The 15,772-nt window shown below is 26.0% G+C and carries 10 protein-coding genes; 6 read left to right on the forward strand and 4 right to left on the reverse strand.

Annotated elements, in window-relative coordinates; all coding sequences use genetic code 11:
- The first annotated feature begins 2 nt into the window (after window positions 1-2).
- Complete coding sequence (locus ACAN_RS12385; RefSeq protein WP_099333678.1) at window positions 3-398, forward strand: hypothetical protein; 396 nt, start codon at window positions 3-5, stop codon at window positions 396-398.
- A 50-nt stretch (window positions 399-448) separates the two neighbouring features.
- Here ACAN_RS12385 and ACAN_RS12390 read toward each other — a convergent pair whose 3' ends face one another.
- The 4 genes from ACAN_RS12390 to ACAN_RS12405 all read right to left on the reverse strand — a co-directional run bounded on the left by ACAN_RS12390 (window position 449) and on the right by ACAN_RS12405 (window position 10,257).
- Complete coding sequence (locus ACAN_RS12390; RefSeq protein ID WP_099333679.1) at window positions 449-1,723, reverse strand: hypothetical protein; 1,275 nt, start codon at window positions 1,721-1,723, stop codon at window positions 449-451.
- A gap of 517 nt (window positions 1,724-2,240) precedes the next feature.
- A complete protein-coding gene (locus tag ACAN_RS12395; RefSeq protein ID WP_099333680.1) occupies window positions 2,241-3,134 on the reverse strand; it encodes an MAE_28990/MAE_18760 family HEPN-like nuclease in 894 nt (297 codons plus the stop codon).
- Between the two features lie 20 nt (window positions 3,135-3,154).
- On the reverse strand, window positions 3,155-8,914 hold the full coding sequence (locus ACAN_RS12400; RefSeq protein ID WP_099333681.1) for an ATP-binding protein: 5,760 nt from the start codon (window positions 8,912-8,914) through the stop codon (window positions 3,155-3,157).
- Window positions 8,915-9,099: 185 nt separating this feature from the next.
- Window positions 9,100-10,257 carry an SIR2 family protein gene (locus tag ACAN_RS12405; protein ID WP_099333682.1) on the reverse strand — a complete coding sequence of 386 codons (1,158 nt, stop codon included), beginning with the start codon at window positions 10,255-10,257 and terminating at the stop codon, window positions 9,100-9,102.
- A 152-nt stretch (window positions 10,258-10,409) separates the two neighbouring features.
- On the opposite strand from ACAN_RS12405, the gene ACAN_RS12410 reads away from it, so the two are divergent.
- From ACAN_RS12410 to ACAN_RS12425, 5 genes are all read left to right on the forward strand, one after another.
- Window positions 10,410-10,805 carry a hypothetical protein gene (locus ACAN_RS12410; RefSeq protein ID WP_099333683.1) on the forward strand — a complete coding sequence of 132 codons (396 nt, stop codon included), beginning with the start codon at window positions 10,410-10,412 and terminating at the stop codon, window positions 10,803-10,805.
- 1 nt (window position 10,806) lies between these two features.
- A complete protein-coding gene (locus tag ACAN_RS12415) occupies window positions 10,807-11,442 on the forward strand; it encodes a hypothetical protein (protein ID WP_099333684.1) in 636 nt (211 codons plus the stop codon).
- A gap of 80 nt (window positions 11,443-11,522) precedes the next feature.
- On the forward strand, window positions 11,523-15,062 hold the full coding sequence (locus tag ACAN_RS12420) for a hypothetical protein (protein WP_099333685.1): 3,540 nt from the start codon (window positions 11,523-11,525) through the stop codon (window positions 15,060-15,062).
- A 69-nt stretch (window positions 15,063-15,131) separates the two neighbouring features.
- The gene (locus tag ACAN_RS14020; protein ID WP_165773043.1) at window positions 15,132-15,281 is read left to right on the forward strand and encodes a hypothetical protein; all 150 of its coding nucleotides are present in this window, start codon (window positions 15,132-15,134) and stop codon (window positions 15,279-15,281) included.
- Between the two features lie 141 nt (window positions 15,282-15,422).
- Window positions 15,423-15,770 carry an ArsR/SmtB family transcription factor gene (locus ACAN_RS12425; protein WP_099333686.1) on the forward strand — a complete coding sequence of 116 codons (348 nt, stop codon included), beginning with the start codon at window positions 15,423-15,425 and terminating at the stop codon, window positions 15,768-15,770.
- The last annotated feature ends 2 nt before the right edge of the window (window positions 15,771-15,772 follow it).

Genomic DNA, 15,772 nt, shown 5'->3' on the forward strand with positions numbered 1-15,772 from the left:
AAATGCAAATAGATACAAACTATCTAAAAGAAATCTTACATATTTTCATAGAGAGTGATACTAACTTTATTACAACAGATAGATTTAAAACAATGATAAGTGAAGATATTGAAAAGTTTTTATTTCATTGGGATTTATTGCTAGATAAATATTTAATTGTAAATACCAAAGGTGAAAAACCTAAAATTGCTACTTATGGTTTAAATGGTGATTGTTCCTTAATTCTTGGAGCAAGTGTGAGACTTCATGATAATGGACATGAATTTTATAATATGCTGAAAGATGATACAGCAATAAATAAAATTCAAACAAATGTTAAAAACCTGAGTATGGATTTTCTTTTAGAAGCATCAAAGCAATATATTAATTATAAAATGGGAAACTTATTTAATTCATAGGTTTCAAATACGGCAGTAAAACTTCTATTAATAAGTCCCGTTTTATTTAATTATTGTTCCATTAAATAAATTTCAATCATTATCAAACTTGCAAGAGATAAAGCCATTTGATTACATTTATAAATGTAATCAATATATGTAATATAATTTAATGCACCCGTACCACCGCTTTTATACATTAACCTTTCAGGATTCGAGTCATCAACATAAAACCACCTATGATGAGAAGCATTTCTAATTTTACTATCAAGGTGTAGTGTAAAATTATTAAAAGAGTTGTTAGATTTAAGAGGCCCTTTTTTTGATTCTTTAGTAAATTTTTTTCTATATTTATTAATTGTGACAGAAGAATCTAAAAACTTATCATAATCTCTTCCTTCAATTACATTATTTATTAGTACTAAAAGCTCAATATGTGAAGTTATATTCTCATAAGCATTACCATAAAACATATCCACATTATCAAAGTTAATTGGACAAAATACACTTTCAACACCATCTGCTGGGTGAAGCTCTATTTTTGTATTTAACAATAAACGGTTATACTCATCAAAATTTTTGAAGTATTCATTAAAAATTTTTAAATAATTTTTCCAGTTTATTGTATGTAAATCTTCTAAATAACATTTTTGAACTTTTAAAAATTCTTGAGTATTAAATTTTCTTGCCTTTTCAAATTCATCTTCAAGTTTGTTATATAACTTGATATTAGGATTAATAAAACGATAAAAAAAATCAAATAAAATATCATTAAATGTTCTTGAGTTTTTATGAAGAGATTTATAATTAGTATATTTTATAACTTCCTTATTATATATATCTTCTTTATCATTGTTCTTTAATCGCCAACAGCGTTGAATAATGTCCCAATCTTTCAGTAAATTAGCATCTCCTCCTAATCCATGAAAGATTGAAGTTATATTCAGTCCAGGGAATATGTCATTCATTGCACCCCGAGCTTTTCTTTCATCAAAGAAACCATTTTCTATTGCGTGTTCAGATAAGGCTCTTGAGGCCATACCTTCAGATAATAAAAGTTTTTCATATATCATCTCTTTAGGATATATTAATTCTGGATGTACATTAATTGCAGTAAAATTATCATCTTCTTTATCTCTTAATTCTGAATTTATACACTTTTCCAAATTAATAGTTGGAGATCCTAATTTTTCTTCACTCTCTTTAATAGTAAAGATTACTCCAACTTTTTCTTTGCAATTAGGACACTGTACAGCAATAATCTGTCTCTCTTGTGCTCCCAAACCACTACGCAATGTAATACCATGTTCACAAGTATTACAAACCAAATTTATTCTTTGTGTCATTATTTTGTCCTAAAAACTATTACTTTTTTATAATTTTAAGTGTTTTACACTCAATCTCATAATCTCTTAACTTATCATCTTTTCTATAAGCATCTAAACTATTCTCATATTTAAAACATCTCTCAAACTTTGCATCATTGTTATAGTATATTCTATATAGTGCTGTTGGTATTACTATATCATTTCCTATTTTGTTATTAGGATTATCATACTTAGTTATTGATATAGAATTTATATATCCTAACTTTTGAGCTAGAGTTCTTCCATATCTTTCTACCTTAGAAACTTTGAGGTATTATATTAGCCATAGTATAGGCTTTATTTAAAGCTTTTTTATCATAATCAAAACCTGCATCTGCAACTATAAAGAGACCTCTGTTCTACGAAAATATTTTTAAAAATAGACAAGCTATAAAATACATCAAAATCCTACTTTTTATATTTAAAACATGTCCATTTATCTAATAAATACAATAATTTCAAATTTAGAATTATCTATATTTATATTTCATAACAATTAATATTTTTTAATGTAATTTAATAATTCTTGATTGTTTTTAGGTTTATAATTAATCGTAATATATGTAAAGATAAATGTATCAAAACACTCTTCACAGTCTTGCTCAGTTATATTACGTTCTTTTCCATGTGCAACGCTATTTCTAAACTTATATAGTTCACTAAATTTTTTCATTATAAGATCTTTACATGGATGTTTCTCTTTATCACCTGTACTAACTTCTAATTTATCTTTTAGTAAAAAACTATATTTTAACTTTAAATTCATACCTTCTAAATTTAATTCTTTATAATAATTGTTTTGAAGTAATTCTATATTTAAATTTAAATAATTCTCAAGTGCTGAAAATATTAGCAAAAAAGCTAAGTCAAATCTCTTTTCTTCTTTTAGTTCTTCTGACTGGATAAGTAAAAAACTCCAAAAATTCTCTGAATTATCTTTCAATAGTTCTAAATAAATATAATATCCCCAATCATCAATTGTAAAGGCATCATTCATAGTGCCTAAAAATTCAAAGTTAAACAATATAGTTTTATCTCGATTGTTTAATTTATAATCATTTAGATTAACTTTTGCTTCATTAAACTCATTTTCTAAATTAGTTTCTTCATTATTTAGTGCACTTTCAATTTTATCTATAGATGCAGTATAATCATCTGAATACATACCATGTTGTAAAACCTCAAGATGGTATATGTGCAAATTCTCATCTTCATAAGAATAAATTGCATTAGCAAAAGTATTATCATATTTCCTTTCAAAGGTGTGATTAGTATCTAAATATAAAGGTATTAGTCTTTTTTCATAAGAAAGAGCTTCAATACCTATTAAAAATTTAGTATATAAATAAGCTTTGTTTTTTATATTTAATAGTTGTTCTTCAAATCTCATATTAGTTCCTTTTTAAATTTTTATATCTCTAGCATAAAATATTTTTCTCTTGTATTGTATTGGTTATGTATCCTATCCCTTTCAATTATAGATACTTTACAAATATATACATGTTCCCATTTGTTAAAAATTTTATTAATCCATTGGGTATTGGTAGATTTTGATAATAAGGTATAAGTTCCACATAATGATATTATCTTTTTAGGATGTGTAGGTTCCCATTTGTAATACCAATAACCTGCTGTTCCTATTATATTATCTTCTAGTAGGAAATTTAATTGTCCATTACCTGGTTCAGCTATAATGTCTTTGTTTTTATCATAGGTTAATGGTATATAAATACCTCTAGTTTCTAAATCAGAATAAAAATGGCCAAATCTTGATATAGGATATGTTGTACCAATTAGTTGAACAATACTTTTTCCTTTCTCTAACTCATGACAAAAATAAGTAATTTTACTATCTAGCCTTTCTCCATAGCAAATTGCATTATTTTTTTCTTCTATCTTAATATTAGATATAATTTCATCAGGACAAACTACGGCTTTAACAATTGTGATATCTAGCCAATTATTTTCATTAATTTGAAAAGGGAAAGAAAGACTACCTAATTCTAAATTTTTATCTTCCTTTTGTAAATTTATTACACATTGATTAATAAAATCTGATAAATTAGATTTATTAACTTCATCTTCATAAGTCCATTTAGCAATCCAATTTGGTTTAATAGGGAATACTTTATTATATGTAGGTTCAATTGGTAATGTAGGTGTTGCAAGATGATTAGCATAATCTTTTGGCATTCCATAAAATTGTTTTGCAATTTCCAATACTCTTAAATATGCAGAACGTCCTCTATGTGTTGTGGTTGTATAAAATTGTGCTGTATTTTCCCTTTTATAACCGAAGAAATAGTCTATATTATCACTTTTACTTGGTGCATATTCAAAAGTCCTAACCCATTCGGACTGATAATAAGCTATAAAAGGTATATCTGTTTTATCTTCTTCTTTTTGTAAAAGAGTTTTGTATATAAGATGAACATGTCTACCTTGTGCTTTTTTAAATCCTTTATCATCCTCAGAATATATAATATAAGGATTAAAACTAATTGAATTTTTACCTTTTTTTGTAAGCTTAAGTTCATCAATTATCATATCTGAAAGTATAGATCTAGCATTAATATACTTACCAAACTCAAGACTAGGTTTATATCCAAAATCTTTTGCTAGTAATAATATCGATAAAATTTCAATATATTCAGATTCTTGTTTTGTTTCTTGTAATAGTTTTATTAGAGCATCTTCAACAAGAATAGTCTTCTCTTCTAGTAATAATTGAGCTAACTGGTGTAAAACAAAAAGCTTAATAGTTGGTACAGGCCATTTTAATCTTGAAGTTAACATGTTAATAAATATTTCATCTTCACTTAATGTAATGTTCCAATCCCAATTAGGTTCTTTAAGATTTAGGTTTCTCACATCATTTTCAATGCAGAATAACATTGATTCTATAAGATCAACTGCTTCATCTTTTTTATCAGCAGCTATCATCAAGTAAACTAGTCTATCACTTGGAATAATCAAGTTTCCAGAATAAGATTTCCATCTACTGATTTGTTTTGTAGTTTTTAATATAAATTCGTCTATTTCTTTAGGGTAAATATTTGCAACAATATCTAATCGACTAAACGAATTTTCTTCCGAACTATACCATTTTTCCCAGCCACTTGAATAAATATGTGCATTAATTAAACATTCAAAAGCTTTTTTCTTTCCTTTGAATTTTTTAATACTATGATAAAGGGTATCATATAAACAAGCTTTATAATTAAACTTATCTATGTCATTAGATAAAAAATCTGGAAGTATTTCTACCAATTCTTGTTCTTTCCCATTTTCAACCCAAAAAGTATACCACTCTGGCCAAAAGTCTTTTGATTTATAATCATTTTTAATAAGTTCATCTAATTCTAAAATATTTCCAGGAGGATAATGTGAAGGATCTAAGTTTTCCACTTCTGAGGATAATAATGAATTGCTAGAAGTATTATGAGTTGTTTCTTTTTCTTCTAATATGTTTATATCAAATAAGTTATTGATTTCTTCTATTAATTCTATAGCTATTGAATTATCCTCATTAGCTTTATTAATTATTGTTTCATGACATTGGTCAGGTAAACCAGTTAAACAAAATTTCTTTGTTGTAATTGAATTAAAATTAGATACTTTTAATAATTCAGATAAGGTTTCATCTGCATAATACCACTCTCCATCATCAACTTCATTCTTGTATTTTGAAACTAAAATAGAAGAATTTACCTTTGCTAATAACTTTGTCAAATCACTTTTTGCATGTCTAGTTTCATCTCCATCTGTGAAATCAGAGATATTAAATACTATTGGAGCTACTCTTTTCAGAAAAGTTAATGATTCTTTAGGGTGTTTATTTGATAAATGTTCTATAGAATCTAATAAATGAAAGATAGTTATATCTTTGTGGTGCCCATAACCAATCACATAATCCCAACATAGATAAATACATTTTTTGAATAGGGTGTTATTACTATGTCTAAAAGCAATATTTGCTAATTCAAGATTTCTATTTCCACGCTCTATTGTTTCTTCTAATTCAATTGCTTGTTTTTTTATTTCTTCTTCTAATAATAAATTAGCAGATTCATCTGATAATAAGTTTAAATTAGAATCTGTATACCAAAGTCTAATCCAGTCTAATAAATAAAACTCCCTATCTATAACTTCTTTTAACACATCTATATCAATAATTGTATGATTAATTAATAAATGCAAATCTGCTGAAATTTTTATCCAATCACGTTTAAATAAAATTATGGATCTTTTGATTCTATGATTTGTGTCTTCAGAAAAAGATATTATCTCTAATAAACTACAAAAAGAAGAAAAATCCATTTTATTTTTATTTATTATATTATTAGCAATAAGACTAGCTAATTCAGTAAGTTCAGTCAAGAAAAAAGTAGTATCACTAGGTTTTTCTTCAGCCTTAAAATTTAACCAACAAAAATCTCCTTGAGCACTAAGTTTAATTGTTAGTAACTCAAAAAACCAATCATAATGACTTACAGAAGTTATTAATTCATAGGGGAAATTTCCATCAGTCACATGGAAATTATCAGTAATTATATTAAATTCTTCTTTTTTTAGTAATTTATAAAACTCTGTCGTTGGATGCTCATAGTTTAATCTAAATTCTTCCCAAGAGAAAATATCAAACTCTTCAAGAATACTTTGTTTAAGAAGAGATAATTCAATTTCATCTGCACTTTTATATTCAATTAGATAACTAAAAGCTTTAATTAAAAGAGATATATCGTTTTTATAAATAACTGCTTTAGTAAAGACAGTTATTAGAGATTCACCCCAATTTTCAAAAACACCTTCAGTAAAAATATTATCATAATTTAATTCATCAGATAGAACTCCTGCATGTACTAAGAGTTCAATAGTGTTATCATCATTATTTCTTTTTTGATAAAGTTTTCTTTGAGATCTATATTTTGATAGGGCTTGATTAACAATCATTTTTGCATTACTAAAATCATTTCTATTCCACAATGCGATTGATAAAACTGCCAGTTCTCTAGGAGTATGGTTTTGATATACTGATAGCTCAAAATTAATTAATGAATCAGGGGATAAATTAAAAGATAATATTTTTAAAAGAGAAAGATTCCAAGTTTGAAACTCTGGACCATTAATTAATCGTGTTTTTAGTGCTCTATGCTTATATGCTTCAGAATAATTCAACTCATCAAAAGCAATAGATTCAGCATTAGAAAACAATTGTATTAGTTGCTTTTCACTATATCCTTCTGATAACCTCTCAATAACCCAGTCTCTTGAAAGTCCATCTCTTAAAGGCTGAGTATTTCCACTTTTTGTTTGACAAAGCCATAGCCAACTTTCTTTTAAATATTCTGGAGCTTGATTATCAAGCCAAGTACATACACTATCAACTAAACTTAAAACTCTATCACTATGATCTGTTTGCTTTCTAACAAATACTATTAAACTTTCATGAAATGGTCTTACCCCAGCTTTAGCTTCATATAAAAGATGTGAAACAGCATTTAAATTTGGATAACTATCAGGTTGACCAAAGATCTCAGAAAAAGCATCTCTTGGCCAAATAAAAGAAAAACCTGCACACAAATGAAGTATATCTTTTTGACTGTACGTTAAACTACGCCATAACCTAGTATAATAGCTTTCAATATTATTATCATCACAAGGAGGTAATTTATCTATTTCATAAGTAGATAATGGATTACCACTATTTGCAATATATTCACAGGAATAAATTACATGAAGTGGATAACCTAATGTAACTCCAAATAGCTTAATTGAGATAGATTTAGTTTCTTCTGCAATCATTTCATCACTACAATTCATATAAAGTCTATTAAAGGCAATCTGGCTATTTAAATATTCATATATAGATTCTGCTGACATAGAAGGTAAATTAACCCAACTTTCTTTAGGAGAATGTTCAAGAAGAATATCTGGAAGTAATGCATTATCTACAGGTTGTGTTCCTACTATCAAAACCAAGTTATCAGGAAGAGGAAGAATTTCTCTAAATAGATAATCGAGAGGTTTTTTATCTCCTTGATTATCTCTCCAGACATGATCTAATCCATCAATAATTAATACAAATGGTTTATTTTGCTCCTTATAATACTCAGAACAAATTTTTAATGACTCATATAGTTTTTCAGGAGCATCAGAAAATGAGTCAACTTCTTTATAATCATTTTTTATCTGAAATATTAATGATTCTGCAATTACATTAAAATTCAATCTATCATGAGTTCTGTCATCAACTGATAAAAAATAATGATGACGAATAACTGGGATATCTAATCTTTCTAGTTCATTAAATAAATAACTTAAATAAGTACTTTTTCCTTTTCCTGGTTCACCCTTAATTGATATAATTTCTCCCATTGATTCAGAAACCTTTTTCAATAGAAGGCTATGAAATTCTTTATCTGGAAGACAATAGTTTTCAGGAATAGTAAATGACTCAGGTATTGGTTTTGCTCTTTTTGATGATAATACTTCTTTTACATGATGTAATTCTATCCAACTATTTTCTGTTGGATAATCTGTAACTTTTGCCCACTCTCTAGCTCTATTAATTAATCTATCAATACCATCACTATGAGAATGTTTTTCTAATTCAGTTCTAACTTGTCTAGATAATTCTACATAGTTTTTATGAAGATTAATATCTAATATTTTAAAAAAAGCTCGAGCTAAATGTTCGCTTCCTAATTGTGATATTATCTGTGTTTGTATAGTTTGATCTATAAGATCATATATGATTTTCCCATCTTTCAAACAATTTTCAATTTCACGATTTGGAATTTTGTTTGTTAATAAGGTTATATCACCTCTTTTTTCTAGTGGAACTTCTTTTACGGCATCAAATATTTTTTTTAATATAGATCTTGACCTATCTGTTTTACCTGATTTTTTTAGTAACCAATCCCAACTAAATGAATTTTCTTCTTTGTAAGGGGATGGAGTAAATTTTACCTGTATATAGTCAATCTTACTATCTTGACGTTCAATAACAATATCATCAATTCCTTGAGCTATATCATCTTGATCCGCTTCAAAACAAACTCTTTTAAAAGCATTAGGATTATCTAACCAGTAAGCTAATACTAAAACCCCTTGTAAAGTTTGATATTCATATCCAGCATAAGTTATTGCACTTCTTTTTATTTCCAAATTTTATAACCTATCTATATTTTTATACATTAATATCTTAATTATTATTTTTGTAATTATTTATTACAATACTTAATTAAAATGTTCATTATTAGTAGGTGCACTTATTTGTAATATTTTTCTAAGTGCATTCATTCACTTGTTAATATTTTATAATATTAATTAATATTATTATACTATCATATTCATACATTATTTTTAATAAATTTCTTTCTAGATAAATCTCGAAAAGTTTGATTGAATTTTATATCCATTTTTTTATTTTTTTTGTTTAAAAAATTTAAAAAACCTTTGTTTTGTATTTCTACTTGATCTGAAATATGTTTAAAATCATTTGGAATTTCTTTAATATATGGATTAACTATGATTATCTTTCTCTCATTAGAAAATGCTAGCCAATCATAAACTACACTATTTATGTGTTTATCTTGAAAGCTGTACCCAATACAATACAACTCATTAACATAATTTATATGTCTTTTAAAAATTTTAAAAAACCAATCATCCATATTATGAGATACTTTTGATGAGTATTTATGTTTTCCCGACATAATTGTCATCCTTAAAAATTGTAAAACATTATTTTCATCATAATATGTAATTTCATTTGTACATTTAACACCTTGTTTTATAGTAGGATCATTTGAAATAAGTTGATTTATACCTTTTATTAGGGTACTATCATTCCCAATATTGTGTGCTAATTTTAAATAACTTTTCCCATCTAAGTAAGTAAATATATCTAAAGAACCATGTAGTTTAACAAGATTAATTCCTGCTTCATTATAAATAAATTTAAATCTATTCTTTTCCATATCCTCTCGAGACAACTCTTCAAACTTAATTCCAGAAACTTCTTTATATGTATTAAAACCACACTTTAGTGGTATTTGATAATGTTTTGCAATCATTTCAATTATTAGATCATGGTTTAAACTAAAAATCCAAAGTGGTTTTTCTGAGCAAAAGTTTTTAATTTCTTCTAGCAGATATAATCTTTCATTGATAAATTGTTCATTCTTAGTGTGTCTTTCTAATAGAAGGATAAAAACTGCTTCTAAATACCTTCCCAATACTGCATACCATTCTTGATAAAGTTGATTATTTCCTCTAGTACGATTTATCTCCACTTCTATTCTTCCAATAATATCTTCATAGTTCATAGAATTATCATTTAACAAGGGATATAAAACTTCTTCAATCTTTCTAGAAACTTTATAATAAGGTGCATTCCAATTTCTCAAAATTGATCTTTTAAATTCAATAGTTAATTCATCAACTAAAGGTAATCCTAATTCATAAGAAGCTCCTGCTCCAAGTAAAAATCCAGTAGTTCTAGTCATGATATTCCTCAAAATTAATTAATATAATAATTATACATACTCTTTAATAGTATCATGATAAATATTTCATTTTGTAATCTAGTTAATGTAATTATTTTTTTGAGCATTATATTTAAATGTGTTATGATATAAAAAATCATATAAGTACTGTAATGAGAAAAAGTAAAATAAGAATAAATCCATCATTGAAATACAAAATAAAGAGAAGAGCTAATAAAGTAGGCATAGATTTACAGAATTTATACAAAGTAGCCAACTTAGATAAAAAAGATGTTATAAGACTTTTAAATTTAGATTTTACTTCAAAAGATTCAATTGAAAAAACAACTCAAATATTAGGTCTTAACTCTTATGGGAAAGAGATTAAATCAGTCAAACAATTAAGAAAAGATAGAGCTAGATTTAAAGCAATTAGAGTTGTATCAATGGTACAAGACACTTCATCTTTAGAAGAACAAGGCTTAGAATCTATGGCAATTAAAAGAATGATTGTTAGAACAGGAAAAGAATTTTTGAAGGGTTCATATAGTTCAAGGTTATGGAAATAATTTGAGTAGCAAATCATCAAAGAAATTGAATAAAGATATACAATATAATGGCAAAATAAACATATCAATTTCTAAACACGCAATTAAAAGAAGAAAGCACTATACTCCAATAGAGAAGGATATTTTAATTGATTTAGTAAAACAAATTGATGAAAAATATCATATCTCAAAAAGGGATAAGAACTCGTATAAAATATCTCATAAAGGTGCAATTGCAATCATTAAAAAAACTGATGATTCTTTACTTTTAGTTACTGCATATGGCTTTAAAAGATATGACTATAAAATTGGTAATATAAAATTTAAAGTCTCAATAGCTTTATCAATACAAGAACGAAAGAAAATTAGAGAAGATAGCAAAGGTATAATACACAAAATATATATAATAAACTTTTTAGGCAAAAAAGTTGAATGTGGCTCAATATCAGACATTTCAAAGAGTAAACACTCTAAAGATAAAAAACAAACTAATGAATTCAGGTATAAGATAGTTTTAGATTGGAAGCTGTTTATAAAATTTGAAAATATTCCTATGAAACATTATTATTTATATTTTAATAATTTTGATGAGATATCTAATATTGTACATTTTGGGAATGATGTATTTATCTTGAATGACTTTACAAGAAACAGTTAATAAATATTAATAAAATAATAAAAATGATTCTTTAACTCTGCTAATGATAAAATGTAATCTATTAATTACTAGGATTCAGTATGATAATTGAAAGTAAACAATTAAGTAACCCCTTTTCAACAGGTGGCGGTGGCTCAAGATTTGAAACTAATATTCAAGCAGCATTTCTTACTCTAATGTTAACTAAAGGGTATATACCTTGTTTAATAAATTGGCCAATTATTGAAATAAAACTTCAGGGTAAAATTGAGGGATATTCTACAGATGATTTAATTGTAACAATTCAGAATCCACAAAGTAATGAAAAAAGAAAATTTTTAGGACAAATAAAACACTCTATAAGTATTACAGAAAATAATTCAATTTTTAGTGAAGTTATAAAAGCTGCATGGGATGATTTTAATAATAGTAGTATTTTTAAAAAGGGAAAAGATGTTATAGCATTAATAACAGGTCCTTTAAGTGCAACAGATGTAAATTGTGTGAATTTTATACTTGAACAAGCCAAATATTTGAAAGATGAAGTAGAGTTTTTTAATCATATAAATCAATCAAATTTTAGTTCTAAGGATAAAAGAAGAAAATTAAAAGCATTTCAAATACAATTAAAAAAAGCAAATAATAATATAGAAGTTTCAGATAGAGAATTGTTTGAGTTTCTTAAACATTTTTATCTTCTTGGATATGATTTAGACAAAAAAGCCAGTGTAGTTTCTTCATTATTACAGTCTCACATATCTCAATATAACAAAGAAATTGCAGATAAGATATGGTCTCAAATTATTACAACAGTACAAGACTTTAATCAACAAGCAGGAACAATAACTATAGGTACCTTACCTGAAGAATTAATAAGTGAGTTTGTGGAACCAGAATTACAGTATATTCCAAATTCATTTAATAAACTTGAGCCATCTACTAAAAATACATTTGATTCAATAAATTGGCAAACCCACCCTTTTTCATCTAAATTAGCATTATTAAACTTAGTTGGTTCTTGGAATGAAAAAAATCAATTAGAAGTTGAAATTGTTTCTGAAATCGTTGGGTTAGATTATAAAGAATGGATTACTGAACTAAGAGAGTTACTTCATATTTCTGATACTTTAGTGTCTTTAAAAAATGGCATTTGGAAAATTAAAGATAGGAAAAAAAGTTTTGAATTGTTTTCAAATAGGATTTATGATGATAATCTTGATATTTTTAAAAATATAATATTAAAAGTATTAAAAATCAATGATCCTTCTTTTGAACTGCCTAAAGAAGAACGATATGCAGCATCTATATATGGGAAGATACTTCCTTACTCTAATGGATTTAGAGATGGTTTAGTTAGTACATTAGCATTAATTGGAAATAAAAGTAATTTACTTATTAATTGCTCTAGAGAGAAGCCTGAACGAATTGTACATGAAATTGTAGAAGGAATATTCAATAATGCAGATTCTATTTTATGGGGGAGTTTAGACGGATTATTACCATCTATTGCCGAATCAAGTCCAGATATTTTTCTAAAATCAATAGAACATGCATTATCTATTACTCCATGCCCCTTTGAAGAATTATTCAAAGAAGAAGGTTCTTCTACTTTTGGAAGAAATTATATGACAGGTTTACTATGGGCTTTAGAAGGTATAGCTTGGGAAGAAAAATATTTGATAGAAGTTTGTGTGATTTTAGCAGAACTAGCCAGTTATGATCCAGGAGGAAACTGGGCAAATAGACCTATAAATTCTTTAAAAGATATTTTTCTTCCTTGGTTACCTCATACATTAGCATCTTTTGAGAAAAGAAAAGTTGCATTAAAAACTATTGTTCAAGAAGAACCAACTATTGCATGGAATTTACTAGATAGTCTGTTAAATAGTATGCACAGTTCTACCACAGGAACATATAAGCCAAAATATAGAGAGGTAGTACCAAATGATTGGAAAAAAACAGTATCTAATAGAGAATATTGGGAACAAATAGATTACAATTCAATGTTATTACTTGAATTAGCAGATTCAAATATTCTGAAACTTTCTAAACTTGCAGATAAAATTAATCAATTTTCCCTTAATGGTTTTAATAAGTTTATTAAAAAAGTTTCTTCAAAAGAAATATTAGAGCTAGATGATGAAACAAAAAACTCATTATGGACATCATTAGAAAAAACTTATATAAGAAATAATCGTTTTTCAGATGCAACATGGGCTCTTAAAAAAGAGGATTTAGAAAAAATTAAAGAGGTCTTACCTTTACTCGCTCCTAAAAACCCTTATTTGCTATATCAAAATCTTTTTACACAAAGTGAACATGAATTATATGAAGAGCGAGGAAACTATGAAGAACAAAGTAAAAATTTATTTGAAAAAAGAAAAAAAGCAATAGAAGAGATAATAAATACAAGTAGTTTTGAGAATATTTTAATTTTTATGAAAGAAATAAATAAATCATTCTTAGTTGGGCAAGTTGTTGCAGGATTAAATAATAAATGTTATGATCAAATTTTATTGCCTAAATTATTAAATAATGATGACAAAAAAGAATTAGAGTTTATTTCTTCTTATATCCCTTCTAGGGTATATACTTATGGGTTTGAATGGTTTGATAAATTAGATAAAAAAAAGTGGAGTATTGATCAAGTTGCAATGGCATTATGTTTTTTACCTTTTAAAAAAGAAACTTGGGATAGAGTAGAAATTTTATTAAATGAAAAAGAATCTAAGTATTGGAAAAATGTAGATTCAAATGTTTATCAAATTGATTCAGAATTTGAATATGCTATTAAAAAATTTCTCAAATATAAAAGACCTTATTATGCATTAGAAGTATTTTCTGTTTTACTATTTAAAAAAGAAGAAATTAATGTAGAGTTAGCTTGTGAAACATTAATATCTTTAGCTAACAGTCCATTACTTGGGAATAGGCAATTAGATAGTTATAATATAACAGAGTTAATAAAATATCTCCAAGAAGATAAGGGAACTAATCAAGAAAAGTTATTGCAAATTGAATTACTTTATATCTCATTTCTAACCAATCATTCAAGTGAAACTCGTCCTAAAATATTAGAACAAAAGTTTGCTATTGATCCTGAATTATATTGTGAATTAATTGGACTTATATATAAGCCAGAAGGAGAAGAAATAGATAAACCTATAACTGAAGCTCAAAAGAATTTAGCAACAAATGCTTATCATGTTCTTTCAAATTTAAGAACTATTCCAGGTATAGATGAATTAGGAAACTTTAACTCAGATATATTTAATAGTTGGATTGATTATTTTGAAGAATCTACAAAAAAAAGTGGTCATTATAAAGTAGCAATGATAAAATTAGGAGAAATTTTAGTATATTCTCCAGAAGATACAAGTGGATTATATATTAATAAAAACATTGCAAGATATTTAAATAAAAAAGGTTATGAAGATTTAAGACATGGCTATGATATAGGTACATATAATTCAAGAGGTGCCCATTTTGTAGACTATAATGAAGAAATAAAGTTAGCAGAGTTATTTAATAAAAGAGCTGAAAATATAGAAAATGAGGGTTTTTTTAGGTTTGCTATAACACTCAGAAGTATTGCTGAACATTATGTGAAAGAAGCTGAACGAATAAAAGATGATTATTAATTTATATAAGTAAAATTAATTAATATTTTTTATCTAATTAATAATATTATAATTTTAAAGGATAGTGTAATGATTAAAAATTTAGATTTACTAAAAGATATGCCTTGTGATATTAATGCAGATCTTAAATTAGCAAATGAAAAACTCTTTGAACTTGAAAACTCTAACTTGCCAGAACATAAAAAAGAAGAGACCGTTAAATATTACGTGTCAATTTAAAATCTGATATGGAAATCCTATCATATCCAAACTTAAATTTAAAGATTTTAAAAAATTATATCCTTTAATTACTTTTCTTTACAACTACACAAACTCTACATATTAGAATATTATAATATGTTTAAATAAGAAAGGAATCTTATGAATATAAACCCACAATGTATTAGAAAAAAAGTTGATTATGAACTAATCAATCAGGCACAGGATTTAATAAAAGAGCAGAAGAACTTACTAAAAAAGAAAAGTGAAATATTCTCTTTAGTAGGTAATGAAACCAGACTTTCAATTGTTTATTTATTAATTAATTATGAAAAGTTATGTGTCTGTGATATTAGTGATATTTTAAATATCAGTCAATCAGCAACTTCACAGCATTTAAGAAAATTAAAAGATGGTAATGTTATTGATAATGTAAGAGATGGAGCAACTATCTTTTATTTTATTAATGATGATATTAAACACTTTTTTGAAAACAGTATTAAGGAGTAAGT

The sequence above is a fragment of the Malaciobacter canalis genome (genome assembly GCF_008000835.1).
In the GTDB taxonomy this organism is placed as follows: domain Bacteria; phylum Campylobacterota; class Campylobacteria; order Campylobacterales; family Arcobacteraceae; genus Malaciobacter; species Malaciobacter canalis.

Coding starts and splice junctions, on each gene's coding strand:
- ACAN_RS12410 (WP_099333683.1), top strand. CDS start 10,410: ATGAGAAAAAGTAAAATAAGAATAAATCCATCATTGAAATACAAAATA.
- ACAN_RS12405 (WP_099333682.1), bottom strand. CDS start 10,257: ATGACTAGAACTACTGGATTTTTACTTGGAGCAGGAGCTTCTTATGAA.
- ACAN_RS12420 (WP_099333685.1), top strand. CDS start 11,523: ATGATAATTGAAAGTAAACAATTAAGTAACCCCTTTTCAACAGGTGGC.
- ACAN_RS12425 (WP_099333686.1), top strand. CDS start 15,423: ATGAATATAAACCCACAATGTATTAGAAAAAAAGTTGATTATGAACTA.
- ACAN_RS12390 (WP_099333679.1), bottom strand. CDS start 1,723: ATGACACAAAGAATAAATTTGGTTTGTAATACTTGTGAACATGGTATT.
- ACAN_RS14020 (WP_165773043.1), top strand. CDS start 15,132: ATGATTAAAAATTTAGATTTACTAAAAGATATGCCTTGTGATATTAAT.
- ACAN_RS12395 (WP_099333680.1), bottom strand. CDS start 3,134: ATGAGATTTGAAGAACAACTATTAAATATAAAAAACAAAGCTTATTTA.
- ACAN_RS12385 (WP_099333678.1), top strand. CDS start 3: ATGCAAATAGATACAAACTATCTAAAAGAAATCTTACATATTTTCATA.